24 protein-coding genes and 2 tRNA genes are annotated in these 25,635 nt (G+C 39.3%); 21 read left to right on the top strand and 5 right to left on the bottom strand.

All coding sequences use genetic code 11. The features are described 5' to 3' along the window. Positions 1-47 precede the first annotated feature (47 nt). Positions 48-1,292 carry an ABC transporter permease gene (locus G4420_RS02720; protein ID WP_045026339.1) on the top strand — a complete coding sequence of 415 codons (1,245 nt, stop codon included), beginning with the start codon at positions 48-50 and terminating at the stop codon, positions 1,290-1,292. A gap of 320 nt (positions 1,293-1,612) precedes the next feature. Here G4420_RS02720 and gap read toward each other — a convergent pair whose 3' ends face one another. Then, entirely contained in the window at positions 1,613-2,614 is a 1,002-nt protein-coding gene (gap, locus tag G4420_RS02715; RefSeq protein ID WP_163322054.1) for a type I glyceraldehyde-3-phosphate dehydrogenase, read from the bottom strand. 1,015 nt (positions 2,615-3,629) lie between these two features. Here gap and G4420_RS02710 point away from each other — a divergent pair. Next, the gene (locus tag G4420_RS02710; RefSeq protein ID WP_163322053.1) at positions 3,630-6,905 is read left to right on the top strand and encodes a T9SS type A sorting domain-containing protein; all 3,276 of its coding nucleotides are present in this window, start codon (positions 3,630-3,632) and stop codon (positions 6,903-6,905) included. Between the two features lie 95 nt (positions 6,906-7,000). Beyond that, complete coding sequence (locus tag G4420_RS02705) at positions 7,001-7,744, top strand: nitroreductase family protein (protein ID WP_163322052.1); 744 nt, start codon at positions 7,001-7,003, stop codon at positions 7,742-7,744. Here the strand turns inward: G4420_RS02705 and G4420_RS02700 are convergent. The 3 genes from G4420_RS02700 to G4420_RS02690 are packed head-to-tail and all read right to left on the bottom strand — an operon-like array spanning position 7,741 to position 10,222. Then, entirely contained in the window at positions 7,741-8,460 is a 720-nt protein-coding gene (locus G4420_RS02700; protein ID WP_163322051.1) for a LytR/AlgR family response regulator transcription factor, read from the bottom strand. The two genes, G4420_RS02705 and G4420_RS02700, sit on opposite strands and share 4 nt — an antisense overlap. Then, positions 8,450-9,511 carry a sensor histidine kinase gene (locus tag G4420_RS02695; RefSeq protein WP_163322050.1) on the bottom strand — a complete coding sequence of 354 codons (1,062 nt, stop codon included), beginning with the start codon at positions 9,509-9,511 and terminating at the stop codon, positions 8,450-8,452. Before G4420_RS02695 ends, G4420_RS02700 begins: the two co-directional genes overlap by 11 nt. Next, positions 9,512-10,222, bottom strand: a complete 711-nt coding sequence (locus G4420_RS02690; protein ID WP_163322049.1) for a glycosyltransferase — start codon at positions 10,220-10,222, stop codon at positions 9,512-9,514. Positions 10,223-10,465: 243 nt separating this feature from the next. Between G4420_RS02690 and G4420_RS02685 the strand changes: the two genes are divergently transcribed. From G4420_RS02685 to porT, 3 genes are read left to right on the top strand one after another with little or no spacing between them, the layout of a single operon-like run. Continuing rightward, the gene (locus tag G4420_RS02685; RefSeq protein ID WP_163322048.1) at positions 10,466-11,506 is read left to right on the top strand and encodes an AIR synthase-related protein; all 1,041 of its coding nucleotides are present in this window, start codon (positions 10,466-10,468) and stop codon (positions 11,504-11,506) included. Further along, positions 11,506-12,237, top strand: a complete 732-nt coding sequence (gene ubiE, locus G4420_RS02680; RefSeq protein ID WP_163322047.1) for a bifunctional demethylmenaquinone methyltransferase/2-methoxy-6-polyprenyl-1,4-benzoquinol methylase UbiE — start codon at positions 11,506-11,508, stop codon at positions 12,235-12,237. The genes G4420_RS02685 and ubiE overlap by 1 nt, the downstream gene beginning before the upstream one ends. Before the next feature lie 59 nt (positions 12,238-12,296). Further along, the gene (porT, locus tag G4420_RS02675; protein WP_163322046.1) at positions 12,297-13,049 is read left to right on the top strand and encodes a type IX secretion/gliding motility protein PorT/SprT; all 753 of its coding nucleotides are present in this window, start codon (positions 12,297-12,299) and stop codon (positions 13,047-13,049) included. Here the strand turns inward: porT and G4420_RS02670 are convergent. Continuing rightward, a complete protein-coding gene (locus G4420_RS02670; RefSeq protein WP_163322045.1) occupies positions 13,037-13,807 on the bottom strand; it encodes an RNA methyltransferase in 771 nt (256 codons plus the stop codon). The two genes, porT and G4420_RS02670, sit on opposite strands and share 13 nt — an antisense overlap. Before the next feature lie 92 nt (positions 13,808-13,899). On the opposite strand from G4420_RS02670, the gene tamL reads away from it, so the two are divergent. The 15 genes from tamL (at position 13,900) to rplL (ending at position 25,615) form a co-directional block, all read left to right on the top strand. Then, positions 13,900-16,248, top strand: a complete 2,349-nt coding sequence (tamL, locus tag G4420_RS02665) for a translocation and assembly module lipoprotein TamL (protein WP_163322044.1) — start codon at positions 13,900-13,902, stop codon at positions 16,246-16,248. Positions 16,249-16,721: 473 nt separating this feature from the next. Continuing rightward, positions 16,722-18,086: a sodium-dependent transporter gene (locus G4420_RS02660; protein ID WP_163322043.1), complete on the top strand. Its 1,365-nt coding sequence runs from the start codon at positions 16,722-16,724 to the stop codon at positions 18,084-18,086. Positions 18,087-18,256: 170 nt separating this feature from the next. Further along, positions 18,257-19,360 carry a helix-hairpin-helix domain-containing protein gene (locus G4420_RS02655; protein ID WP_163322042.1) on the top strand — a complete coding sequence of 368 codons (1,104 nt, stop codon included), beginning with the start codon at positions 18,257-18,259 and terminating at the stop codon, positions 19,358-19,360. A gap of 116 nt (positions 19,361-19,476) precedes the next feature. Beyond that, positions 19,477-19,668: a 30S ribosomal protein S21 gene (gene rpsU, locus G4420_RS02650; protein ID WP_038556031.1), complete on the top strand. Its 192-nt coding sequence runs from the start codon at positions 19,477-19,479 to the stop codon at positions 19,666-19,668. A gap of 42 nt (positions 19,669-19,710) precedes the next feature. Beyond that, positions 19,711-20,607 (top strand): tyrosine-type recombinase/integrase, encoded by an 897-nt coding sequence (locus G4420_RS02645; protein ID WP_163322041.1) that lies wholly within the window; start codon positions 19,711-19,713, stop codon positions 20,605-20,607. Between the two features lie 2 nt (positions 20,608-20,609). Next, complete coding sequence (hpf, locus tag G4420_RS02640; RefSeq protein WP_163322040.1) at positions 20,610-20,912, top strand: ribosome hibernation-promoting factor, HPF/YfiA family; 303 nt, start codon at positions 20,610-20,612, stop codon at positions 20,910-20,912. 260 nt (positions 20,913-21,172) lie between these two features. Continuing rightward, a tRNA-Gly gene (locus G4420_RS02635) sits at positions 21,173-21,245 on the top strand. 65 nt (positions 21,246-21,310) lie between these two features. Continuing rightward, positions 21,311-21,382 (top strand) — tRNA-Thr (locus G4420_RS02630). A 39-nt stretch (positions 21,383-21,421) separates the two neighbouring features. Next, on the top strand, positions 21,422-22,606 hold the full coding sequence (tuf, locus tag G4420_RS02625; RefSeq protein ID WP_163322039.1) for an elongation factor Tu: 1,185 nt from the start codon (positions 21,422-21,424) through the stop codon (positions 22,604-22,606). A 134-nt stretch (positions 22,607-22,740) separates the two neighbouring features. Continuing rightward, positions 22,741-22,932, top strand: coding sequence for a preprotein translocase subunit SecE (secE, locus tag G4420_RS02620; protein ID WP_163322038.1), 192 nt, complete (start codon positions 22,741-22,743; stop codon positions 22,930-22,932). A 19-nt stretch (positions 22,933-22,951) separates the two neighbouring features. Then, positions 22,952-23,500, top strand: coding sequence for a transcription termination/antitermination protein NusG (gene nusG / locus G4420_RS02615; RefSeq protein ID WP_045026358.1), 549 nt, complete (start codon positions 22,952-22,954; stop codon positions 23,498-23,500). Positions 23,501-23,520: 20 nt separating this feature from the next. Further along, a complete protein-coding gene (gene rplK, locus G4420_RS02610; protein ID WP_163322037.1) occupies positions 23,521-23,964 on the top strand; it encodes a 50S ribosomal protein L11 in 444 nt (147 codons plus the stop codon). 14 nt (positions 23,965-23,978) lie between these two features. Then, positions 23,979-24,674 (top strand): 50S ribosomal protein L1, encoded by a 696-nt coding sequence (rplA, locus tag G4420_RS02605; RefSeq protein ID WP_163322036.1) that lies wholly within the window; start codon positions 23,979-23,981, stop codon positions 24,672-24,674. Between the two features lie 11 nt (positions 24,675-24,685). Continuing rightward, the gene (gene rplJ / locus G4420_RS02600) at positions 24,686-25,204 is read left to right on the top strand and encodes a 50S ribosomal protein L10 (protein WP_163322035.1); all 519 of its coding nucleotides are present in this window, start codon (positions 24,686-24,688) and stop codon (positions 25,202-25,204) included. Between the two features lie 33 nt (positions 25,205-25,237). Then, entirely contained in the window at positions 25,238-25,615 is a 378-nt protein-coding gene (gene rplL / locus G4420_RS02595) for a 50S ribosomal protein L7/L12 (RefSeq protein ID WP_045026362.1), read from the top strand. The last annotated feature ends 20 nt before the right edge of the window (positions 25,616-25,635 follow it).

The following is a 25,635-nucleotide window of genomic DNA, read 5'->3' as shown; positions in this document are numbered from 1 at the left end:
AACTTTACAAATGTATTGATGCTATAATTACAGACAACATTAGTCTTATGCGATCGACCACATTATTTTTCGAAAATTTGAGAGTAGCTTTCTCTTCGGTGAAAAGCAACCTGTTGCGCACCACGCTTACCGTTATGATTATTGCCGTAGGAATAACAGCATTGGTTGGAATTTTAACAGCTATCGATTCGATAAAAAACTCGATAACCAAAGAATTTGCCGTGATGGGTGCCAACACTTTTTCGATTACAAGCGGAGGATTGCGCACGCAGGGAAATATTCGCTATCGTACAAAAAACTACTCGTACATTTCGTACTATCAGGCAAAGGAATTTAAGGAGCTTTTCGATTTTCCGGCAACAACGTCTATTTCGGTTTCGTCAACCGGGGCAGCCACGATAAAATACCAGTCGGAAAAAACAAATCCGAATATTGCTGTTCGTGGAATCGACGAAAATTATCTGGGAACAGCGGGTTACGAAATCGGAACGGGCAGAAGTTTTAGTAATCACGACATTCAGGATGGCCGAAATGTGGTGCTTTTGGGCAGTAGTTTGGCAAAAAGTTTATTTAAAGGAGGCGAAAATCCCTTGCAGAAAGTGGTGAGTATAGGTAGCGGAAAATACAAAGTTGTTGGTGTTTTAAAAGAAAAGGGGAGTGGTTTTGGAATGAACAGCGATAGGATTTGTTTTATCCCTTTTACGAATTCGAGGGCTTATTTCTCGCGTCCAAACATGAATTTTGATGTGCAGGTAAAAGTCGATCGTCCGGAGTTGATGGATGCGGCAGTCGGTCAGGCAGAAGCCATTTTCAGGGTGGTGCGAAATTTGGATCCACTCGACGATTCGGACTTTAGCATCGAAAAAAGTGATAACCTGGCCAACATGCTTCTGGAAAACATTAAGAATATTACGCTGGTGGCAACAATAATCGGGTTGATTACGTTGTTCGGCGCGGCTATTGGCTTAATGAATATTATGCTGGTAACGGTAACCGAACGTACCCGCGAAATTGGGGTCAGGAAAGCTATCGGAGCCAAAAGTACTACCGTAAAACAGCAGTTTTTAATGGAAGCAATTCTTGTTGGGCAAATGGGCGGATTTGTAGGAATAATCCTTGGAATATTGGCCGGAAATGGCGTTGCCCGCCTTATCGATTCACCTTTCTTTATCCCCTGGACCTGGATCATTCTGGGTGTTGTGTTGTGTTTTATTGTGGGAATTATTTCCGGTTATTATCCGGCACAAAAAGCTTCAAAGCTCGATCCGATCGAATCGTTACGTTACGAGTAAACGTAAGGCAAAAGTAAAAAGTTGAAAGGCAAAAGTTGAGCGTAGCGAATTGAAAATCGGCCAAAGCCAAATCCCGACCGTAGCGTCGGTAGCAAAAGTGTTTGTCATCTCGAAGCGAAGCGAGAGGATCTGTTAGTGCTTATACGAATTCAATCTCCATCAATCTCCATCAATCTTAATTCAATCTGCATCAATCTCATCAACAGAAAAACTCAGTCAATAGTTTTTCAAGTCGTCAGTCCTTCAATCCTTCCAACTTCAGTAAATAAAAAAAGGGACGCCTTTCGACATCCCTTTCCATACAGTATATAATTGTAAAATTATTTTACTGAATCCATGTACTCGATCAATTCGCAAACTTTTGCTGAGTAACCCATTTCGTTGTCGTACCATGATACAACTTTTACGAAAGTGTCAGTTAAAGCGATACCTGCTTTTGCATCGAAAACAGAAGTTTGAGTTTCACCGATGAAGTCGTTAGAAACAACCTGATCTTCAGTGTAACCTAAAATACCTTTCAATTCACCTTCTGAAGCTGCTTTCATTGCTGCACAAATTTCAGCGTATGAAGCACCTTTAGCCAGGTTTACAGTAAGGTCAACAACTGATACGTCAGGAGTTGGAACACGGAAAGCCATACCTGTAAGTTTTCCGTTCAGTTCAGGAATTACTTTACCAACAGCTTTAGCAGCACCAGTAGATGAAGGGATGATGTTTTGACCAGCACCACGTCCGCCTCTCCAGTCTTTTGCTGAAGGACCGTCAACTGTTTTCTGAGTTGCAGTAGTAGCGTGAACTGTAGTCATCAAACCGTCAACAATACCGAAGTTGTCGTTCAATACTTTTGCGATAGGAGCCAAACAGTTTGTAGTACAAGATGCGTTAGAAACAAAAGTCATATCATTGCTGTATGATTTGTTGTTTACGCCCATAACGAACATTGGAGTGTCGTCTTTTGATGGAGCAGACATTACAACTTTTTTAGCACCTGCGTCGATGTGACCCTGAGCTGATTCTTTAGTTAAAAAAAGACCAGTTGATTCAACAACGTACTCAGCACCAACAGCACCCCAGTTAATGTCAGCAGGATTACGCTCAGCAGTAACGCGAACAACGTTTCCGTTAACAATCAAAGCACCGTCTTTTACTTCAACAGTACCGTCGAAACGACCGTGAGTTGAATCATATTTCAACATGTAAGCCATATAGTCAACGTCGATAAGGTCGTTGATAGCAACTACTTGTACAGTTCCTTTGGCAACTGCCTGACGGAATACAAAACGTCCGATTCTACCGAATCCGTTAATACCTATTTTAATCATAGTTGAGAAAGTTTAAATTTATTTAAAAGAAATTTATTGTAATTATTTCGCTTTCAGGTTTTAACTGCCTGTATTTTTTTAGCCCCACAAAGTAAGTACAAATTATTTATTGAGTCAAGCGCTGTTTTTTTTTTCGTCCGAACCTTAATATTTACTTAAAGTGTTTTGCATGGAATAAGTGGCATTTTGCGGCCTATTTTAAAGGAAGATTGTGAATATGGCATTCTCGCCGGTTTGAAAATTGATTAAAGAGCAGGTTGTCAATATGATAAACCGGAAGGAGATTGCCCAAAAATTTTGGCAGATAAATATGTATTGGCTAAAAAAACAGGGAATTTTTAGTAAAACGGATTTCCGGTCCTTCAATAAGGTATAAAATGGATGGATCGTCAAATGGAACGATTTTGCAGCCAAATCGCAAATAGAATGTAGTAAATTGAAGTTACGAATTTGAAGGTGCGGTAATTCCTGTTTGCGGTAATTGTTGGTAACTGTAAGCAGGGCATTTGCACGTTTTGCATGAGCCAATAAATAGCGTCAGAATGAACAGGAGTAAGCCGGTTAAAAATGCTTTGGCAATAGCCTTCATTTTGAAAGATAAATTGGATTTTCCTGTAATGTAATGTCTTGAAAAGTAGTGGTTTTTGGTATATTTATGGTCGATTCTTTGCATTGCGAAAACTGGTCTCATTACTTATAAGCGAAAAAATAGGTTTTTTATTATATGAATTTAAAAAAATAAGCTTAAAATTGTAGGTAAATGCAGAATTTGGACGGCATTTTAACCCAAAAAATAGCAGGATATTAACGACTAAGCCTGAAATTTGGTTTAGTCGTGTTGAAAACATAGTGCCGGAGAATGTCTTTTTTGCAAGTTATATTTTGTACATTGACGGAAATTTAGGCATATATCAAAGATATATAGCGCAAATTGAAACCAATTTTCCTAAAGGAATAATAAAATTAGAGATATTAGAATCTACCAATCGCTTAAGTTCAATTTAAAAGAAGTTCTATGAGAAAAATGTTTACAAGGATTTTTAGTTTGGTGTTACTTTTCTTAATGGTGGGCTTTGTTACGGAGCTAAAGGCTCAGTGTAATGTCACTATTACTGATGCTGCAGCAGCTGTAACAGATATCGCCTGTGGTGGAGAAAGCACCGGAGAAATTACAGTATTCTCTGCTAAAGGAGGTACTGGAGTATATACTTATACTTTACAAGTATGGGAGGCAGCAGCTTGGGTAAACGTTACTCCTTATGTTGGTGTAGCTGATACGGTATATTCCGGTCTTCCTTACGGAACTTATAAAGTAATTGCTACTGATACTGAAGGTTGTTGGGCGGAAACAGCAAATATTGATGTAGCTGGAGCTGCACCAGGTGACGCGGTGGTTATCAGCAACCATAACTTTGAAGATATGTCGTGTAATGGGGCAAGTGATGGTTTAATTGAGATCTGGGCTGCAGGAGGTAGCGGGACATACCAGTTCAAGATTAATAACAATAACTGGAGAGATTTCCCTGATGGTTCCGATTATAAAGATATCGTTGTTACCGAGGCAGGAGAATATGTGATTCAGGTTCGCGACGCTTTGGCTCCGGATTGTACAACCGAGAGTGTAACTTTCATCATCAGTGAGCCGGCACCTGTCGCTGTAACAACAGCCGTTGATAATGTTAATAGTGTATGTAGTCCCGATGGAGCGTTCACTGTAACAATTTCCGGAGGTCATTTGGGGGCATATCCAGTCGATTATAATGTATATGTAAACGACGAGTTATGGAGTTCCAATATTAGTGGGCCTTCTGTTACCTATACTGATTTACCCGCCGGTACTTATAACGTAAAAGTTATTGAAAACTGGGGAGTAGACAATTCCTGCGAAGGATTCGCAACAGCGGTAATAACTGCTCCTGCGGCAATCTCGGGTATAGCTACTGTTACCAAAAACGTATTGTGTAACGGCGGTGCCAATGGCGAAATCATGATAAGCGAAGTTACCGGAGGTGTTGCACCATACCATTTGTACTTAACAGGTACAGTTACTGCAGATATGGCTTACGATGCGGCTGGTGTAAACACTTTTACAGGTCTGGTGGCCGGCACTTACAGTGTTAGAATTGAAGACGCGGCTGGTTGCGACTTTTCTATTGATGATATAATGGTTGAAGAACCAACAGCATTAATGTTAAATACTACGCATATACAAGATATAGTATGTATAGAAGATGGTAAATTTTCGGTGCAGGTATCTGGCGGAGCAGGTGGTTATAAGTATTTCGCGGAGTTGTCTAAATTACCCGAATATATTACCGTACCGGATGCAGATAGTTCAGCTTGGCAAACAGACAGTATTTTTACGGTTACTGAACCCGGAACATATTTTGTTTGGGCAATGGATGCCAACGGATGTGTGATTGGAGGAGAAGAGGATGATCTTGGAAGTTCGGTCGATGCCTGGAACGTAGAAATTCAAAAACCGGTAATGGAAGTTGTTGTTGACGTGACTGTAATGAATGCGCCGGCTTGTAACGGCGATTTAACCGGAAGTATCAGTGTAAACGCTGATGATGTAATGATTTATAAGGATGGAGTAGTTGTTGAAAATCCTGTTTATACAGTGACGATTAACGATGATGAAACAAATACTCTTGCCAACCTGGGTGCCGGTACATACTATATTGTTGTTACAGATGAAAATGGATGTGTAGGACGTGATACGGTTACTTTTACAGAGCCTCAGGTTTTAGAAGCGCTTCTTGATAAAGCCGAAGGTGAATTTACATGTCCGGGAGATAACATTGGTTATATCGAAACAGCAGTTAGCGGAGGTACTGAAGGCACAGGTTTTATGTACCAGCTTTGGCAGAATTCAGTTCTTAAGACAGATTTTCAGACATCTAATTCATTTTTGGTAGCAATTGATAATGACTACTTTGTTATTGTGAAGGACGCCAATGGATGTACCGATACTTCTAATGTAATCACTATTGATCCTGTGCCTCCAATTGAATTTGTACTTTCTGATGTTACTTGTTCTGATGATACAATGGCTTCAGCATGGGTTGAAGTAGCTTTTGAAGAGGGTAGAATGTACCAGGTGCTTTGGCAAAAAATTGAAACAGCAGCTGGTGATTATACCGATACATCAGCATGGTTTAACGAACCAATAAAATTAGACCAGAAGTTTGCCTTCAGTTCTGATGGTAATGATATTTTTTATCAATTTACTGTTGTTGATGATAAAGGCTGTGAGGCTGTTATTCAAACGATGAAATTCGATCAGGTAACTCCACTTGAATTAACCGTTACAGAAGGCAGTGTTGATGGCTGTACAACAGGTATTACTCTTGCCGCTGCAGGGGGTGTTGCTCCTTATACTTTCATGCTTAACGGCGAAGCAACCACCGGAACAGAATTAAGTTTAGGCGGAGGAGTTCACGATATTAGTGTAACGGATGCACATGGTTGCATGACGGATACTTTATTGGAGTTAGCTTACCCAATAAGCATGGACACCTTGCTAAGCGTTTATGTTGGCGATACAACACAGTTTGTGTACGGTACAATTGATACGATGCTGGTAGCTGAAGTTGAAGGCCAAACAAGTCATATGTTATATAATGACATTGAGGCAGCATGCGTTGAAGAAGTGGTTTTAACACTTGATGCCAGAGAAAGAGCAATGCCTGTTCTTGACTCTGTAAGTCCGAATGGTGTTACAATAGAAACAAATCATGCCGTCTTTACAATTGTTTTTACTAATGAGGTTCCGATTACATTTAACGAATCAGTAAGTGGATTCCTAACTGTAACAGCAGTAGACTCAACTGAAGCTACGCTTGTAATACCAATTACAGCTGATATGGTTGATGGAAATACAATTACAATTGACTACGATTATTTGGTACTTGGTGCCCTGGCAATTAACACTACTTATACCGTTTCTGTCGATAGCGGTATTGTTATGGGCGACGGAATGGCCTGGGATGGAGTTACAGGAAACTGGTCGTTCACAACAGGTGACGATTATCCGTTGGGAACTGAACCTGATTTTAAAGTTGCTGACTTTAAAGTTTATCCTAACCCATTTAATGAGTTCATTAGAATTGACATGGCAACAGAACTTGACCGTGTAGTTATTTCCAACATTGCTGGTCAACGTGTGCTTGATATTGAATCTCCGGATTATGAAATACCTACCGGAAATCTGAATGCCGGTGTTTATATAATCACATTAACCGCTGATGGCGAAATTGTTAAATCAGTAAGATTGATTAAAAGATAATACCGAATTGATTGATTAAAAAGGGAAGCTTTTAGCTTCCCTTTTTTTATTTTCAATACTTTTGTGATCTCGTAATTCTTAAATAAACAGGTTATATGGAGTTATTAAATAAGCACGTGTCCATCAGGAAATTTTCGGAGAAAGTAATTGATCCTGATTTGTTGAAAAGTATCATTTACTCAGGTACAAGAGCCTCTACAACGGGAAATATGCAGCTGTATAGTGTAATTGTAACTAAAGATGCTGAAAGGAAGCAAAAACTACTTCCATTACATTTTAATCAACCTGTTGCCAAAAATGCTCCGATACTCCTCACTTTTGTAGCCGATTTTAATCGTTTTTCCAAATGGTGCCTGCATAACGAAGCGCAACCGGGCTACAACAATTTAATCTCTTTTACCAATGCGGTAATCGATACTTCGCTGGCCGCACAAAATGTGTGTATAGCTGCCGAAAATAATGGACTGGGAATTTGCTACCTGGGTACAACAGCCTACAATGCAAAAGAACACATCGAGGTACTTGGTTTACCAAAACTAACATTTCCTGTCACGACTGTTGCCATCGGCTATCCTGAAGAGACTCCGGAATTAACAGATAGGATTCCCGTAGAAGGTATTATTCATGACGAAGTATACCAGGATTATGATCAGGAGAGAATCAACGAATTGTATGCGTTTAAAGAAAGTCTGGAATCGTCGAAAGCTTTTGTAGCCGAAAATGGTAAACAAACATTAGCGCAGGTATTTACCGATGTGAGATATAAAAAAGCGGATAATGAATTCTTTTCCGCAAAGATGTTGGAAACAATAAAAGCTCAGGGATTTTTAGCTGATTAATCGGCGGTAAACTTATTTATGTAAGCAAAAAAGTCCTGGCGGTAACTGTTGCCGATAGGAAGTTTCTCACCGTTAATAGAAACCAGGTTGCCTTCAAGCGATTCAATTTTGTCTACCGAAACAATAAATGATTTATGCGTTCGATAAAATTGGTCCTGGGGCAGAAGTGAATGAATCTTTTTCATCGACAGGTTGGTAACAAATTTGTTATCACTAACATGTATTTTTATGTAATCGCCTAGACCTTCGATGTAAAGTATATCCGTAAATTTAATTTTAATCGTCTTCTTGTTCGATTTAATGAACAGAAAGTCTGTAGTTGTTTCATTTTCTGATGTACTTTCGGCTTTGTTTTTTAGCCAATACATTTCTTCGGCTTTTACAAAAGCTTTAAAAAAGCGTTCAAAAGAGAAAGGCTTTTTCAGATAGTCCAAAGCATTAAGTTCATAACCTTCGAGGGCATATTCCGAATAGGCCGTTGTAAAGATGACTAATACATTTTTATTCAGATTTTTAAGAAATGAAATGCCTGAAAGTTTTGGCATGTTAATGTCAAGAAACAGGAGATCCACCTTATTTTTAAGTAGAAACTCCTGGGCACAAATGGCGTCGTTGCATGCCCCAACAATATCAAGCGAAGGAATTTTTAGCGCATATTGTTTGATAACATTCTGGGCCAGGGGTTCATCGTCGATTATTAGTGCTTTAATTGCCATGGTCTTTAAGTTTTAGTCTTAAATGAACAGAATAGGTAAATTCTTCTTGTTTTATATCGAGCTGATATTCGTTGGCGTGGTATAGGTGTTTAAGGCGTTGTTTTACGTTAGCGATTCCTATTCCGGAATTTTTTGAGTCAAAATTCTCCGGCTCCGCAAAATTGTTTTCAAGATTAAAATTTAACCAGTCTTCGTTTGTACTTATGGAGATGTTTATATAATCATTTTCGGTGCCGGGAAGACCGTGTTTAAAGGCATTGTCGATGAAAGGTTCAAAAAGCAACGGAGCAATGTAAGAAGAGTTTGTAATATTTGGTTTTTCGTAATTAATAGCGGTATTTTCTGCTACTCTGATTCGCTGAAGTGCTATGAAATTATCCACAAACTCAATCTCCTTTCGCAAACTAATAAAGTTATCCTTCGATTCGTAAATAATGTGACGCATAAGGTCGGAAAGACGCAAAATTAAGTCAGGAACTTTTTCGGAGTTAATAAGCGACAAGGAGTAAATGTTGTTAAGCGAATTAAATAGAAAGTGGGGATTTAACTGTCCTTTTAACGATTTTAGCTCGGCTTCAAGTTTCCCCTTTTCGGTTTTGGCCAGTTTGTAGTTTAAATCCTGTAGCGACAACCAATCTTTAAACAGCTTTAAAAATGTGGTTATCCCGATATAAAAAAGTGTGGCAAAGAAAAAGGCCGAGTGGGTTTCGGTACTTAATGATTGTAATCGTTCCGATACTTCGAGAAATTGCCGTAAAGGATAAACAATGAGGACCTGCACAAACAAACTGCTGAACGAAAGCAGAACCACCAGCCAAAAGATGTAATAAATGTATTGTTTTCGAATCAGGAACCGGGGGATAAGAATATTTAGGTTAAGATAAACCGCTACCGCAAAGCCGGCGTTTATAACCACTGATTTTGCAATGGAGGTTAAATTAAACTCGCGGCTATATATGAAAAACAGGAAACACAAAAACACAACGCTGGCCATCCAAAAAAGAATGTGCCCGAAAATCTTGTTACGTTTATTTAGCAGGTGTTTTCGCATTTAAATTCTGTCGCGCTTTAAAAATATCTTTTTTAAATAATAAAGCACCGGGTTTTTATATTTTAGATTTTTCCAGGGCCTGCTTGAGTGGGGCAGATGCAAAACTCTTACACCTTTTGCCAGGTAATTGGTAAAGCCAATTTTTTTCGATTGACGGCTAATAAAAACATCAAACCAATCTTTATCTTTAGCTAACTCCTTAAAATCAAATTTTTCAAGAAAAGGAACCGAAATAAGCGTACAGCAAAAACTTAAACTATGCGAAGTGTCGACAACATCGTCACTTTTCATTTTTTCGAAATTATACGGGAAATTATAATCACCATTTTCATCAACGGTAATGGCGCCAACCAAGCCCGGTTTTTGCTCTGCTTTCATTATATCCAGTAACGATTGGATGGTATCCTTTTTAACCACCACGTCCGATTCAATTATCAGCAAAGGAACTCCTGCCTCGAGAGCGAGTTGCTGGGCTTTCTGCAGTACGATCTTGTAGTTTGGCGACGGTGTATCGGTAATATCTTCAAGGTGAACTACCGTGAATCCAAGTTCTTTAGCCGCCGAATCAAGATACTGTTTCGTTTCGGGTTGACTAAAATCATTAAATACATAATACGAAAAATTGCCACCGGCTTCCATTATAGCTTTAATTGTTCGTTGAGTCGTGTGCAACGAATCTTTAACCGGAGTAATTACTATAGCTTCTGACATTTTTTTGAAATTGAACTGCAAAGTTAATTAAATTATTGTCCTTTAAATAACAGAACATTGCTTTTGAAAAGTAGGGGACAATGAAACCGGTCTTCCTTTGTCAGGTTATTTAAACTTATGTATCAAAAATTCTATATCCGGTTTATGTCAACGGCAACTAGCGTTAAAAAATACTTTAAAATCTATGGTAGAATCGGCTACTTAATTACCTTTGCTTAAGGTTAACAAGAAAAGAAATGCTGTATGAGTAATGCTGTTCAGACTGAAAAAGAGTTCTCGATCGATATGATTCCTGAACCGGAGAACCTGGAGGAGATAGTATATTCCTTAATGGTTAATCCAAACTTATCAACCATTAACTATTTCAATGATTTTAGCGATCAGGGTATTTCGCCCGAGTCAATTGGTGAAAGCGAAACCGATGAAATAGGAATTTTTGAGTTGGAAGGTAATGGCACACGAATGGCCATGAGCACGCACGCTTTTCATCACCATTTGGAAAGCGATCCTCAGAAAGCAACCGAAATTTTAATCTCGCGTGCTACACGTAAAATGTTGTGTTTTGGCGCTCAGCCTTTTGCAGTTAGTGCATTTTTGTATCACATCGATTTTGCCGATCCAAACGGTCAGTTTATTGCTTCAGGTGCCAAAAAAGGCCTCGAAAATGCTGCGGCAAAGTTCGGGCTTAAAATTTCTGATCGGAAAATTCGCTTTGACCATTTCTCGGAACACGGTCCGGTGCCTCCAACTATTATCATCAGTATTATGGCACAGGTGCCCGAAGGCGAAAATTTAATAACCCATAGCTTTAAAAAGAAAGGTAACCACATATTTGTAATTGGCCGGTCGCTCGACGACATCAACTCATCGGAATATCTCGAGTTTTACCACGGTATTTCTGAGTCACCTCTACCTGCGTTTAATATCGAGGATGAAATTGCGGTTCAGAAAGCAATAAAAACCTTAATCGGTAAAAAGCTGATAGAAAGTGCCAGCCCGGTTGGCAAAGGAGGACTTTTCTTTACCTTATTACGCGCTGCCATCCCAAATGAATTAGGATTTGATATCACACCAGATGCAGAGACCAGAAACGATGCATTCCTTTTTGGCGAATCGATGGGCCGTTTAATTGTTGGTGTAAATCCTGACAAAGAGGATGAGTTCGTTGATGCAATGTCGGAAATAAATGTGCCTTTCTTTACCTTAGGGCATGTTACCAAAGGAGAGATCAGAATCGACGATCAGTCGTTGGGTTACATCGATAAAATGACGGTTGGATCTTAATGGCAGCTCTTCCTTATAAGCAATCAAAACAATCCAAGAAAGGTCAGGTAGAGGAGATGTTTGATAATATCTCTCACCGTTATGATTTTCTGAACCATGTACTATCGTTGAATATTGATAAAATATGGCGCAGAAAAACCATTAATAAACTACGGCCATATCAGCCCGAAAATATTCTGGATATTGCAACGGGTACCGGCGATTTTGCTGTTGCCGCTTTAAAACTGGGCGATGTAAAAGTTACCGGTATCGACATTTCAGAAGGAATGCTGAATGTTGGACGGGAAAAAATAAGGGCAAAAAAACTGGAAGACAAAATCAGCTTTCAAAAAGCCGATTCCGAAAACCTGCCTTTCGGCAATGGAACTTTTGATGCCGCCATTGTTGGTTTTGGCGTTCGTAATTTCGAAAATCTGGAAAAAGGGCTTTCCGAAATCAAACGTGTTTTAAAACCCGGAGGCGTATTTTTTGTTCTCGAATTTTCGAAACCGGTGAGTTTCCCTTTCAAACAGATTTACATGTTTTATTTCATGCGCATTTTGCCCTTAATTGGCCGAATGGTATCGAAAGACAGCAGGGCGTATACTTATTTGCCCGAATCGGTAAATGAATTCCCTGATGGTGACAGATTTTTAACTATTTTAGCTGATGTTGGTTTTGTTCAGAATGAATGTTATCGACAAACTTTTGGAATTGCCTCAATTTATATGGCACATAAACCCAACAATTAAAACAAAGCAAACAATAAATTATTTGTTTTTTTGTTTTTCATAAAAGCAACTTTAAGAAGGTGAAAAAAGTTTTAATCTCAATCATATTCCTTATTGCAGCTTGTAGTGTTTTTGGGCAAAAGCAAAAAATTAACTACCTGACTACATTTGATGATAAACTTTTTCATTTTGGTTTTACTATAGGGATGAATACCCTCGATTTTAATGTGGTGAATTACAATCCTATCGGCGAAAATCCTGATTTTGTACCTTATCCGCTCGATCGAATAATCTGGGATAGTCAAATCCGTTCAGATGTGGCTACCTTAGTTCCCGGATTTACCGTTGGAATTGTAACAAGTATGAGGCTTTCAAAAGATTTCAACTTACGTTTTCTACCGGGCTTGTCGTTTGGCGAACGGCAGTTAACTTTTAATGTACCGGTAAAAGATATTAATGTTTACGACGAAGATCTTTCTTTCTACACCGTTCGATCTACTTTTCTCGATTTTCCCTTATTGGTAAAATACAAGGCCCGACGCATTAACAACGACCGGCCTTATGTGATTTTTGGTGGAGCCTATCGACACGATATTTCGCGAACCGCGCAAGAAGACTTGATTAAGTTGAAGACCGGTGGTTTTTATGCGGAAGTTGGTGGTGGCTGGGATCATTATTTTGCATTTTTCAGGTTCTCGCTGGAAGCCAAATTTAGTTTTGGATTGAATGATCAGCTGGGCGACCTTCCGGCACCAACACAACGTTTATATTACGCACAGTCGATAAAAAATCTGCGGTCAAAGATTTTTACCCTTTCATTTCACTTTGAATAAGCACGTTTAAATTCGGAGCAAAGTATTGCAGTCGCAACCGATACATTTAATGATTCGGCTTTTATTTCATTTTCTGAAAAATTAGGAATGCTCAATTTGTTCGTTATTCGTTTTTCAACTGCAGGTCTTATTCCGTTTCCTTCGTTGCCCATTACAAGCACGGCTTGTTTAGGTAGTTGCTTTTGGTAAATGTTATCGCCATTCATAAATGCACCAAACAAGGGTGCTTCTGATTTATGTGCTAAGTTGGCGAGTTCTTCAAAATCACATTCATGCAGTTTTATCCGGCTGAAAGAGCCCATACTTGCCTGGATTACTTTGGGGTTGTACAGATCAACGGAATCGGGCGAACAAAAAAGATGCTGAATACCGTACCAATCGCAAATTCGCACAATGGTTCCCATGTTGCCGGGGTCCTGAACTCCATCAAGATAAACGGATAACCCATCGGGCAGAGAATCGGGAAAATCCGGCTTCTCAGGAATTTCACAAACGGCCAGGCTGTTTTGCGGATGTTGTAACAGGCTCACCTTTTTTAGTTCGTTGGCATCCGTTTCAATAATTCTTACTGCATCGTTTTGTGTAATCGGGAAACGGTTTAAGAATTGATCGGTAACAATTAATAGTTTGATCTTCATGTCTGAATCCAGCGCTTCTTTCACCATTTTATCCCCTTCAATAAGAAAGCAGTTTTCTTTTGTACGGTATTTTTTTAAAGCCAGCGAATTAATAAGTTTTGTTGTACTTTTACCAATCATTTATTTTTGAACTGAATTCATATAATATTTGTGGTAAAGTTACTGTTTCTGGAAAACACGAGGTTATTTTTGATCAATAAAAGTTGTAGGATTTGGCAGAGAAGTATTACAGGCAAAAGATAGGAAGCTACAAGTGGATATTTGTTTTATCTGCAATGCTGCTTGCATCGTGTTCTCAAACTCGTTTTGTGGCCGAACAAGAGTATTTGTTGCAAAAGGTGGAACTCGAACTTGACAACCAGGAGGTGAGCAGGGAAGAAGCCAAATCTGTTTTACGGCAAAAAGAAAATTACAAGATCCTTGGGTTTATTAAATTCTATTTGTTGCTGTACAATATGTCGTCAAAGAAAAAGACCGACGATTGGCTCAAACGAATTGGGGAGGCCCCTCAGCTGTACGATAAGGTTATGGCAGAACGGTCGGCCGAACAACTGGAAGGGTACATGGGGCAACGTGGTTATTACCAGGCTAAAGTTACCCAGGATATTCAGTTGAATGAAAAGAAACGGAAGGCAAAACTAAAATTCTCGGTCGAATCAGGCGATCAGTATAAAATCCGACGGGTAAATTACCACTTTGAAACTACTGAGTTACAAAAGATATTTTTTAACGATTCGGCTAAATACCAAATGCAGGCCGGCACCGCTTTCGATATTTACGAACTGGAGAAGCAGCAGAAACGAATCGTAAATTTATACCAAAACAACGGCTATTATTATTTCTCGAACAACCAGGTACGCTATCTTGCCGATTCTACACTGTATGACAAACAGGTAATTCTCGATCTTTTTATTGGAGAACCCCGGTCGAGCCAGGTTGACAGCACAAAGTTATTAAAGCCTTATTACCTGAATAATTTTTACTATTCGGTAATGCCCGGAAATACACCGGTTACATCAAACCGAAAACAAGAGTATAATTTCTCCGACACCCTGTATTGGGATAACTCAACACTTTATGCCAACGAACAGGTTTCGTATCCACCCGGGCTTTTTATCCGGACAAACCAAATGCAAAGCGGCGACCTTTATAATATTACCGAGGTTGAAAACACGTTTAATGCATTGAACCGATTGCGTCAGTTTCGGTTTGTCGATATTCAGTTTGAAGAGACTTACCCGGAACAAGATACCAATTTGCTCGACTGCAATATTCGGTTGGCACCATTAAATAAACAATCCACTTCGTTTGATATTGAGGGGACCAACACATCTGGTAATTTGGGTGTGGCTGGAAATATATATTACCAGCACCGAAACCTGTTTAAAGGTGCCGAGGTATTTCAGGTGCGGTTAAAAGGGGCAACTGAGCGCCTGCACAGGTCGGTAGGCGACGGAACTTCGGAAGCTTTTAACACTCGCGAATTTGGTGTTGAAACCAGTTTAATGGTACCAAAACTTTTGGGGCCGGGTAAATACATAAAAAGTTTTGGGAAGTATTTGCCGAAAACCGTTTTTAATATAGGTTATAACTTTCAGCGCCGGCCCGAATACACCCGAACCATTACCAACTTTAAATTTGGTTACGATTGGAAGACCTCTCAAAACTATCAGCACCTCTGGAATTTCATGGATATGAACGTGGTTCGATTGTATGAATTCGATCCGAAGTTTATCAACTCCATTCAGGATTTATATATTAAGAGTAGTTTTACCGACCACCTGATTTTTGCCATGAACTACTCGTTGATATTCAACAATCAGCGGCTTTCGTCAAGTAGAAATTATACGTATGCACGATTAAATGTCGAGTCGTCGGGAAATTTACTTTGGGCAATATCGGAACTTGCAGGCCGCGATCTAACCTTTGAGCAAGACTCCGTTACCCAGAAAATTTCCGAATATTACAAAGTATTTAATGTACGTTTTGCCCAATACGTTAAAGCCGACCTGGAGCTGAGGAAGGCAATCCAGATTGACCGGTACAATTACGTGGTGGGGCGATTGTTCGGCGGCGTAGGATTACCTTACGGAAACTCACCCTTTTTGCCATTTGAAAAACAATATTTTGCCGGTGGTGCGAACGGAATTCGGGCGTGGCAGGTTCGATCATTGGGGCCGGGTACCTACACCCCGGAAGATGAGAATGCTTATCCAAACCAATCATCGGATATTAAACTGGAGGCCAATATCGAATATCGCTTTCGTTTGTTAGGATCGCTGGAAGGTGCACTGTTTTTGGATGCCGGAAACATTTGGGCAATTAACAGTAGTGATAACCGCGAAGGGGCTGTTTTTAAAGTGGACAAGTTTTACAGGCAGTTTGCTGTTGGTACCGGAACCGGTTTCCGCTTCGATTTATCGTATTTTATTCTCCGTACTGATATTGGTATGAAACTTCGAGACCCCGCGGCGCCTCAGGGAGAGCGATGGATTATTGGTAACCGGGGCTATAAAGGAAGTGACTTTACTTTTTCGTTCGCCATTGGTTACCCGTTTTAAGCTTCTCAGATCAAGCCGGAAGAAATACTTCATCCCGGCAGTTCAAAATCATTTTTCTATACGTTGCCAACAAGCATGACTGGTTCTTTTTTTAAGAAAACCTGGATGAAATGAAGATATTGTGGATAAATGCTATAAAGCGACCGTTCTTTGTTGTAAAAATCTCGTCCTTGATGTGAAGGACGAGTTTTTGACGTCGAAGGACGCATACTTTTCGGTGTAGGAAACACCTCTTTCGTCGTAGGATGGGTTTTTTGAGTGTAGGAGCGTGTTTTCCCGGCGTAGGACGGCTGTTTTTTGTGTGAGGAAGACTGTTTGGGAGCCGAATTTTAATTCTTGATGGTGAATGGCTCCAAACACGAATGTTTTTTGTGAGCTTTGCTGGTTATGAATTATTTTTTTGCATTTTTGGGGCTTAAATTTTTACATATTGTTAGTTAAAGGAGAGAACAGCTCTCAAAATATTAGTTTCTATGTCAAATCTTCCTTCGGGTAACCGCGATTCATTTAGTTCAAAATTTGGTGTAATAGCAGCAGCTGCGGGTTCGGCAGTTGGTCTGGGTAATATTTGGAAATTTCCTTACATCGCCGGAGTTTATGGCGGTGCTGCGTTCCTCTTTGTTTACCTCGCTTTTATCCTTGCAATTGGAATTCCGGTTATGTTATCAGAATTAATTATTGGTAGAAGTTCGAGGAAGAATGCTTTTGGTGCGTTTAAAGTTCTTGCTCCGGGCACACCGTGGCGGTATATTGGTATTTTAGGCGTGGGGGCTGCATTTCTGATTTTATCGTTTTACGGTGTTGTTGCCGGTTGGAGCCTGGAATATATTGTCTTGTCTCTGGAGAATGGATTTTCAACTAAAAGCCCCGATGAGATAGGAATGTTATTTACTACACTTATCGGATCGCCTGTTAAACCGGTGATATATCAGCTAATATTTATGATTCTGAGTGCTGCAATTGTTATTGTTGGTATTCAAAAAGGGATTGAGAAGTACACTAAAATTTTAATGCCATTGCTGGTTATTATACTTGTCTTTTTGTGTATTAAATCTGTTTCGCTTGAAGGAGCAAAAGCCGGCCTTAACTTTTTGTTTAAACCTGATTTTTCAAAACTTACTGCCGATGGTATTTTAAGTGCATTAGGTCATGCCTTTTTTACGCTTAGCCTAGGAATGGGTACACTTATAACCTACGGATCGTATGTACAGAAAGATAATAACCTGGTAAATACTGTTATTAATGTAACGGTTGCTGACACCGTAATTGCAATAATGGCAGGGATTGCAATTTTTCCGGCTGTGTTTGCTTTTGGTATCGAACCAAGCCAGGGGCCCGGCTTGATTTTCGTTACACTACCTAACGTATTTCATCAAATGCCGGGTGGTTATATATTTTCAATCGCGTTTTTTGTACTTCTGTCGGTAGCTGCACTAACATCTTCCATTTCAATTCTGGAGGTTGTTGTGGCCTATTTCAAAGAAGAATTCAATATGGGCCGGAAGGCATCAACTATTTTGGCAACAGTTCTTATTTCAATATTAGGTGTTTTGTGCTCACTTTCAATGGGCGTATTATCGCCATATACATTCTTTGGATTGAATATTTTCGATTTAATGGACTGGATTTCGGCTAACTTATTCCTGCCAATTGGAGGTATGTTTATTGCCTTATTTATTGGTTGGTATTTCGGACGTAAAAAAGTTCAGGAAGAAGTATCGCAGGGTGGAACACTTTCGGGAGCGCTTCTGTCTATATTTATGTTCCTGGTGAAATTTATTGCTCCAATAGCAATTGCCATTGTAATGTTGAATAATTTCGGGCTGTTAAAATTCTAACTGCCCGGTATCCGTTTTTGCTTTTCGAACAGGAGTTTTAGAACTCCATTATTCGGTTGTTGCATTGTGTATAAGAATGTCCTGGTACGATTGTATTGTTTTGCTTACTTAATTTCAATATTGTAACTTAGCAAAACGTCAATCAATGTCAACTATTTAACCCAGATGCAATGAGAAAAGCCTGGCTTAAAATAAAAAATGGATTTCTTTCCTACACCAGAGGCGACCGGGTAGGTATCATTATCTTGTCAATTTTGATTTTGCTGTTGCTTGGCGCTAATGCTTTCGTGAAAAGAATAGCGCCTAAACCTTATTATACTCCGGAACAATTTCAGGAGATACAGGCGCAGTGGGACGCAGCCTGGCAGCCAGATGAAAATGGAGAGGTATTAAGTCTTTTTACTTTTAATCCGAATATCATAGATGAAAGTGCGCTCGATTCGTTGGATTTGCCCGAACAAATTAAACGGAACATCATGAAATATCGTGCTGCCGGCGGAAGTTTTAAATCGAAAAACGATTTGCGGAAACTTTACGGCATGAGCGATTCGGTATTTCAGTATGTCGCCCCATACATTGTTATACCTGAAGCCACTTCAAAAAAGCAAACAAAAAGAACCTACGAGCCAGAAACAACACAACCGTTAGGATTCTTCGATCCGAATACGGCGGGCAAGGAGGAATTGCAAAAGTTTGGCTTTACTTCCTATCAGGCCGATAATATTGTGTCGTATCGAGAAAGCGGCGGAAGTTATCGCAGGCCAGAGGACCTTTTAAAGATATATGGAGTCGATTCGGCTACCTATAAACAGATTTCCCCTTACCTGAAAATCGAAGTGGTTATAGAGCCGCAAAAGGTGTCGCCAGAAGAATTGTTTATTGTTGAACTAAATAGTGCCGATACTTCCGACCTGATTCAGTTAAATGGGATTGGTTCGGTTTACGCATCGCGCATTATAAAATACCGCAACCTGCTTGGTGGCTTTTACATGACCAATCAATTAATGGAAGTTTATGGTTTTTCAGAAGAGCTTCTCACGTCCATTAAACCTTCTGTTACTATTGATACAACAGCAATAAAACCAATTCGAATTAATTATGCCGAATTCTCAGAAATGATCAGTCATCCTTATTTTGATAAATCGAAGGTAAACGCAATACTAAATGAAAAGGATAAAAACGGACCCATAAAAAATTTATCGGAACTGGAAGCACTTGAATCAATTGATGCTGAGTTTATTGATAAAATAAGGCCCTATATAACCTGTCGTTAAAAAAGTGAAAACTATTTTTTCTCGATAGGAATTATTATTTTTTTGCTTTAAATTTGATATACTATGAATTATTTCTAAATTTGCGCCTCAATTTTTAAAATGTAAATCCGAAAGATATGATTATTATTCCGGTTAAAGAAGGCGAAAATATTGAAAGAGCTTTGAAGAGGTTCAAGAGAAAATTCGAGAAAACTGGCGTTATTAAAGAGTTACGTGATCGTCAGAAGTTCACCAAGCCTTCTGTGAGAAGAAGGGAAGAATTGAAAAAGGCAGCATACGTACAAGGTCTGCAGCAACAGGAAGACTAAAGTTTTCTTTGGTGATTCCTGAATTATTAGTTTAGATGGCCAATGAGTTATCAGGAATCGTTTATCAATTTTTTGAAGTATGAGAAGAGGTATTCTCCTCATACGGTGAAAGCATATGAAAAAGACCTCGATCGGTTTGTGGAATTTTGCACAAAAATGGTCGGGGATTTTGTTGTTAATGATGTTGACCTCAAACTACTGCGTTCTTGGGTGGTAGACTTAATGGAGCACGATTATAATCCGAGTTCGGTAAGCAGAATGATGACAGCGGTAAAGTCGTTCTATAACTTTTTGCTTCGCGAGCAGGTTGTTGATATCAATCCGGCTATAAAAGTTCCACTTCCGAAAATAAGGAAGAAGCTGCCGCATTTTGTTGAGGAGAATAACCTGAACCATCTGTTAGATGATGATCTTTTTGATAATGGGTTCAGGGGGAGGAGAGACAAACTGATTATTTCGTTATTTTACGGGACCGGTATTCGTTTGGCAGAGTTAATTAACCTAAAAGACAGGGATTTTAACACCGTCGAATATTTGATAAAGGTGCTGGGGAAACGTAATAAAGAAAGGATTGTTCCATATCCAAGAGAAATTAACCAATTGTTTAATGATTATTTAGAAATAAGAAACGACGAAATCGTAAACAATAGTGGCTATTTATTTGTAACGGAAAAAGGAAAGCAGATTTACGAAAAACTGGTTTACCGCGTTGTGAAAAATAATTTAGCAAGGGTAACGTCTCTAGAAAAGAAGAGTCCGCATGTTTTGAGGCATACTTACGCAACACATTTGTTGAATAATGGTGCCGATCTTAATGCAGTAAAAGAATTGCTGGGACATGCAAATTTGGCAGCAACTCAGGTGTACACACATACCACATTCGAGAAGCTGCAACAGAGTTATAAACAAGCCCACCCCCGTGGTGGTAAAAACGATTAATTATGGAAGTAAAAATTAATTCAGTGCATTTTAACGCCGACCAGAAGTTGGTGGAATTCGTAAATAAAAAAGTAAGCAAACTGGATACTTTTTTTGATGGTATATTAAAGGCTGAGGTAATCCTTAAGGTTGCAAAGCCCGAGGCAGCAAATAATAAAGTTTCTGAGTTAAAAGTTTCCATTCCTTCAAAGGAGAATCTTTTTGCCAAAAAGCAGGCAGATACATTTGAAGAAGCGACAGATTTAGCTATCGATGCTATTAAGAAACAGCTTGTTAAATACAAGGAAAAATTGAAGAGTAAATAATATTTAAAAATTAAAGTCTAAATCTTAGTTTTTTAAAATAATATTTTTACATTTGCACACCCTTTTTAGGGGCGTTCTGAAGACAGCTGAAAATAGAGTGCTTTGCAGAGAATTGAAGCTTTTGAAATGGTTTTTTGAATTTCGCTTTGCAAAAAGAAAAATGAGAAAAATTGAAAAAAAGCACACGAGTAGTGAAAAATATTCGGTTGTTTGGAAAAAAGTTGTAATTTTGCACGGCATTTTTTGCCAGTAGACTATAAGCGGGAATAGCTCAGTTGATAGAGCATTAGCCTTCCAAGCTAAGGGTCGCGGGTTTGAGTCCCGTTTCCCGCTCAGAACAGAGATTGGAATTTTGGACAAGCAATTGTTCTCAATTCCCGTCTCTTTGTGTGTTTAAGGCCGGAGTAGCTCAGGGGTAGAGCGCATCCTTGGTAAGGATGAGGTCACGAGTTCAATTCTCGTCTTCGGCTCAGATGATTTAAAAGATAATAAATTAAAATTTTGCAATTATGGCTAAAGAACATTTTAACAGGGACAAGGACCATGTGAACATTGGTACTATCGGCCACGTTGACCATGGTAAAACTACCTTAACTGCTGCTATTACTACTGTTTTAGCAAAAAAAGGCTTTTGCGAAGTAAAAGCATTTGATCAAATTGATAACGCTCCTGAAGAGAAAGAAAGGGGTATTACAATTAACACTGCTCACGTTGAGTACGAAACAGCAACACGTCACTATGCACACGTTGACTGTCCGGGTCACGCCGACTACGTAAAGAACATGGTAACTGGTGCTGCCCAGATGGACGGTGCTATTATCGTTGTTGCTGCTACTGATGGTCCTATGCCTCAGACTCGCGAGCACATTCTTCTTGCACGTCAGGTAAACGTTCCTCGTTTGGTTGTATTCCTGAATAAAGTGGATATGGTTGACGACGAAGAGTTGTTAGAACTTGTTGAAATGGAAGTTCGTGAGCTTCTTGATTTCTACGAATTCGACGGCGACAACACTCCTGTTATAATGGGATCTGCTCTTGGTGGTTTAAACGGAGAGCCAGAGTGGGAAGAAAAAATTCTTGAGTTGATGGATGCTTGTGATACTTGGATTCCACTTCCTCCACGTGATATTGATAAACCATTCCTGATGCCTGTTGAGGACGTATTCTCAATCACTGGTCGTGGTACAGTAGCAACTGGTCGTATCGAAACTGGTATTATTCACACAGGTGATGAAATGCAGTTGATCGGTTTGGGTGCTGAAGGTCGTAAGACTGTTTGTACTGGTGTTGAGATGTTCCGTAAGATTTTGGACGAAGGTATGGCAGGTGACAACGTAGGTTTGTTGTTGCGTGGTGTTGACAAGAAAGAAATCAAACGTGGACAGATTTTGGCAAAACCTGGTTCAATCACTCCTCATAACAAATTTAAAGCTGAGGTTTATGTATTGAAAAAAGAAGAAGGTGGTCGTCACACTCCATTCCATAACAAATACCGTCCTCAATTCTACTTACGTACTCTTGACGTAACTGGCGAAATTCACCTGGAAGAAGGTCGCGAAATGGTTATGCCTGGTGATAACGTAACTATTGAAGTAGATTTGATTTATCCGGTAGCATTGAACTTAGGTCTTCGTTTCGCAATCCGCGAAGGTGGTCGTACAGTAGGTGCAGGTCAGATAACTGAAATTCTTTAATATTAAGATATAAAGAAATAGATTTAATCCCGGGTTACGGCCCGGGATTAATTTCGGTTGAAACTCAATAGTGGGAGTGGTTGGATAAACAGTAAGTTCGAACCTTACCTTCCGAGCAAAATAAGTTATACTAAATGAAACTAAAAGTATATATACAAGAGGCCTATGATGAACTGATGCATAAAGTTACATGGCCAACTTGGAAAGAGCTACAAAGTAGCGCCTTGGTAGTAATGATTGCTTCCTTTATAATATCATTAGTTATTTTCGTTATGGATCTGTCATTCAGAAACATAATGGATTTTATTTATGGATTATTTTATTAATCAAAACCCTTAAGGCTTTATGAGCGAAAATAGTAAAAAATGGTATGTTCTGCGTGCGATTGGCGGCAAAGAGAAGAAGGTTAAAGAATATATCGAGAACGAAATCGCGGTAGGAGACCTCAAAGGGTATGTAGATCAGGTTTTAATACCAACCGAAAAAGTTTATCAGATCCGAAATGGTAAAAAAATCAGTAAGGAGCGAAACTTTTTTCCGGGGTATGTTTTAATCGAAGCTGCTTTAGTGGGTGAAGTTACACACACACTAAGGAATTTTCCTAACGTAATCGGATTTTTAGGCGACACCAAGGGTGGAGATCCGGTGCCGATGCGGCAGAGCGAGGTAAACAGGATTTTGGGTCGTGTGGATGAATTGGCAGAAACCGACGAAGAAATCAATATCCCATATGTGGTAGGAGAAACTGTGAAAGTAATCGACGGACCATTCAACGGCTTTAACGGAACCATTGAAGAAATCAATGAGGAGAAGAAGAAGCTGCAGGTGATGGTGAAGATTTTTGGACGTAAAACTCCTTTGGAACTTAGCTTTATGCAAGTTGAAAAGGAATAGTAACGCTTTAATTTATTGTTATGGCGAAAGAAGTTGCTGGATTAATTAAATTACAGATCAAAGGTGGTGCAGCTAATCCTTCACCACCGGTGGGACCAGCATTGGGTGCCAAAGGGGTAAACATTATGCAGTTCTGTAAACAGTTTAATGGTCGTACACAAGACCAGGCAGGAAAAGTACTTCCTGTTATTATTACTGTTTATGCAGACAAGTCTTTTGACTTCATAATCAAACAACCTCCTGTGGCTGTTCAATTATTAGAAGTTGCGAAACTGAAAAGTGGTTCACCAGAACCTCACATTAAAAAAGTGGGTTCGGTAACCTGGGATCAGGTAAAGTCTATTGCCGAAGGCAAAATGGCTGACCTGAACTGCTTTACAGTTGAATCAGCGATGAAAATGGTAGCTGGAACTGCCAGAAGTATGGGAATCACTGTAAAAGGTGCTTCACCATTCAATAACTAAAAATATCTTTTACGATGGGCAGAATTACGAAAAATCAAAAAGCGTCTTCGGATAAACTCGAAAAAGGAAAAGTTTACTCTATCGATGAAGCAGCAGAGTTGGTGAAAGAAATTACATTTACCAAATTTGATGCATCAGTTGATATTGATGTAAGACTTGGAGTTGATCCTAGAAAAGCTAACCAGATGGTTAGAGGCGTAGTTTCGTTACCCCATGGGACAGGTAAAGAGGTACGTGTTTTGGCAATGGTTACTCCTGACAAAGAGCAGGAAGCCAAAGATGCCGGAGCCGACTATGTAGGACTTGACGAGTACGTTGAGAAAATAAAAGGTGGTTGGACCGATGTAGATGTTATTATTACCATGCCTCCAGTAATGGGGAAAGTTGGGCAGTTAGGACGTATTTTAGGTCCTCGTGGCTTAATGCCAAACCCAAAAAGTGGTACAGTAACCATGGAAGTTGGAAAAGCTATCTCCGAAGTAAAACAGGGTAAGATTGATTTTAAAGTTGATAAATTTGGTATTGTTCATACTTCAATCGGGAAAGTTTCATTCTCTCCTGATAAGATTAAAGAAAATGCCGTTGAATTTATCAACACGATCAACAAATTAAAACCTGTTGCTGCAAAAGGAACCTACATTAAGAGTATCTATTTATCAAGTACCATGAGCCCTGGTATTCAAGTAGAAGCTAAGTCGTTTGCAGAATAAAAATGAGAATTATGAAGAGTTCAGAGAAACAAGTTATTATTAATCAGTTACAAGAACAGATAGATTCATACGACCATTTTTACCTGACCGACATTGCCGGCTTAAATGCTGAAAATACCAGTGATTTAAGGAGACTATGTTTCAGCCAAGATGTAAAACTGGTTGTTGTTAAGAATACTCTACTACGAAAAGCTCTTGAGAACTCTAATAAAGAGGCTGAAGAGATTTTTGATGCACTAAAGGGAAACACCACAGTAATGTTTTCTTCAAGTGGTAACACTCCTGCTAAATTGATTAAAGACTTCGCTAAAAAGCATAAAAAGCCTGTTTTAAAGGCAGCTTATGTTGAAGAATCAGTTTACATGGGAGCCGACCAATTGGAGGCATTAATAGCCGTTAAATCTAAAAACGAGCTTATTGCTGATGTTGTTGCTCTGTTACAATCACCAATGAAAACAGTTCTCGGACAGTTGCAGTCTGGTGGTAATATCATTCACGGTGTTCTTGATACACTGAAGGAAAAAGAATAATTTTTTTGAAATAATATTTAAAAAGAAATAAAAATGGCAGATTTAAAACAGCTTGCAGAAGAGTTAGTAAACTTGACTGTTAAAGAGGTTAACGAATTAGCTGGTATTCTAAAAGACGAATATGGTATCGAACCAGCTGCTGCTGCAGTAGCAGTTGCAGGACCAGCTGCAGGTGGTGGCGAAGAGGCTGCTGCTGAACAAACTGAATTTGACGTGATCTTAAAAGCTGCTGGTGCATCGAAACTTGCAGTTGTTAAACTCGTTAAAGAACTAACTGGCCTTGGTCTGAAAGAAGCCAAAGCAGTTGTAGATGAAGCTCCAAAAGCGCTTAAAGAAAAAGTTTCGAAAGACGAAGCTGAAGCTTTAAAAGCACAGTTAGAAGAAGCTGGAGCTGAAGTTGAAGTAAAATAAGCAAAATGCCTATTTATAGG

The sequence above is a fragment of the Draconibacterium mangrovi genome (assembly GCF_010586825.1).
In the GTDB taxonomy this organism is placed as follows: domain Bacteria; phylum Bacteroidota; class Bacteroidia; order Bacteroidales; family Prolixibacteraceae; genus Draconibacterium; species Draconibacterium mangrovi.
This window is presented reverse-complemented; position numbering and strand designations above follow the sequence as displayed.